The sequence below is a fragment of the Vibrio sp. B7 genome (genome assembly GCF_963888765.1).
Taxonomy (GTDB): Bacteria; Pseudomonadota; Gammaproteobacteria; order Enterobacterales; family Vibrionaceae; genus Vibrio; species Vibrio anguillarum.
The window spans coordinates 1-1,258 of the sequence record NZ_CAWPKR010000025.1 but is presented as its reverse complement, the minus strand read 5'-3'; the positions used below and the strand labels follow the sequence as shown (position 1 = coordinate 1,258).

Annotated in this window: 1 protein-coding gene; it reads right to left on the bottom strand. The window is 43.6% G+C overall.

Annotated features, from left to right (window positions below):
• Positions 1–8 precede the first annotated feature (8 nt).
• Positions 9–1,186 (bottom strand): IS3 family transposase gene (locus AACV32_RS09530; protein WP_170895767.1). Its coding sequence is split into 2 segments (ribosomal slippage): positions 9–928 and positions 928–1,186, totalling 1,179 coding nucleotides; the frame shifts between segments, so codons are not numbered across the junction.
• Between the last annotated feature and the right edge of the window lie 72 nt (positions 1,187–1,258).

Genomic DNA, 1,258 nt, shown 5'->3' with positions numbered 1-1,258 from the left:
TGTAGTGGTCAACTAAAATTGGCCACGGTTTTAGAGTTTTCCCAATATAATCGTTCTGATTCATTGGGAGTTAGACCACCGTTATACTGATGTGGCCTGAGTTGGCAGTAATATCCGATAATGTAGCGGGTGATCTCTTGTTGAGCCTCAGCGAAGCTACGATAACCCACAGTTGGCACCCATTCCGTTTTCAGACTTCTAAAGAAGCGCTCCATCGGCGCATTATCCCAACAATTTCCTCGGCGAGATAAACTCTGATTTATTTGAAAACGCCACAGCAATTGACGGTATTTACGGCTAGTATAATGACGGCCTTGATCGCTATGGAACATAACACCTTTAGGCTTACCACGAGACTCATAAGCCATCGAAAGAGCTTTGCCTGTTAGCTTAGAATCAGGTGATAGAGACATCGACCAACCAATCACTTTTCGGGCAAAAAGATCGATAACAACTGCTAAATACATCCACCGATTACCTGTCCAAATATACGTAACATCACCAGCCCAGACCTCATTTGGGCCGGTAACCGCAAACTGACGACCTAAGTGATTTGGAACGTCAATATGTTCTTGTGAAGCCTTTCTGTAGCGATGCTTTGGCTCTTGGCAACTCACTAAACCAAGCGTTCTCATAAGCTTTGTTGCTCGGTATCGGCTCAGCTTTACACCCTGATTTGTGACTATATCTGCAATGGTTCTCGCGCCCGCAGAGCCATTGCTTGCGGCATGAGCCTCACTAACCAAGCTGCGCAATTTTACTGTTTCAGCATTAATTACCGTTGGGCGTTTAAACCAATAGTGATAACTACTTCGATGAACATTGAAGACTTCGCATAATGTTTTTACGCTGTAGCTCTGCTTGAGTTTCTTGATTATCAAGAATTGTTCAGTGAGTCCGACATCAACAGAGCCGTGGCTTTTTTTAATATTTCATTATGCTCTTCAAGGCGAGCCAGCTTCTTTTTTAATTCCCGAATTTCTATTTGTTCAGGGGTCATAGGTGAAGCTTTCGGTGTTTTCCCTTGGCGTTCTTCTCTAAGCTGGCGAACCCATTTATCCATCGTGGATTTCCCCACATTCATGGCTTGGGCCGCTTCAGTTACTGAGTAGTTTTGGTCTAGGACTAACTGTGCTGCTTCTAACTTAAATTCTGCGCTAAATAGTCGTCTTGTACGTTTTGTCATAGTGTCACCTGTTAACTTATGAGGTGATGATATCACCTCTAACTAAGTGACCAAATTCACTATGCCACTACA